Source organism: Rhodoferax sp. UBA5149 (genome assembly GCF_002413825.1).
Classification (GTDB): Bacteria; Pseudomonadota; Gammaproteobacteria; order Burkholderiales; family Burkholderiaceae_C; genus Rhodoferax.
In genome coordinates, this window is record NZ_DHXT01000209.1 from 12,043 (window position 1) to 12,530 (window position 488).

At 63.3% G+C, this 488-nt stretch carries 1 protein-coding gene; it reads right to left on the minus strand.

Annotated features, from left to right (window positions below):
- On the minus strand, positions 1-488 hold a 488-nt coding region (locus B3V69_RS18780; protein ID WP_296448710.1), incomplete at both ends, for an ATP-binding cassette domain-containing protein.

The window sequence follows — 488 nt, forward strand, 5'->3', positions numbered from 1 at the left end:
CCATCAAACGGCGCCACACCGCCGCGCGAGACCATCCAGAACTCGTCGCACACGGCGCGCAGCAGGGCGCGGTCATGGCTGACCAGCATGACGGTGCCTTCAAATTCATTGAGCGCCATGGCGAGTGCCTCACGCGTCGCCAAATCCAGGTGGTTGGTAGGCTCATCAAGCAGCAGCAGATTGGGGCGCTGCCAGACGATCATGCACAGGACCAGACGGGCTTTTTCACCGCCACTCATGCTGCCGACGGCCTGCTTGACCATGTCGCCGCCAAAGTTGAAGGTGCCCAGAAAACTGCGCAAGTCTTGCTCGCGGGTTGCCTGGCCGGCAATCTTGCCGGCGGCGGTCATGTCCTTGACCAGGCGAATCATGTGTTCCAGCGGGGTGTCGGCCGGGCGCAGCACGTCGAGCTCCTGCTGGGCGAAGTAGCCAATGTTGAGGCCCTTGCCTTCGGTCAGCTCGCCGCCGATCGGCTGCAAATCACGGGC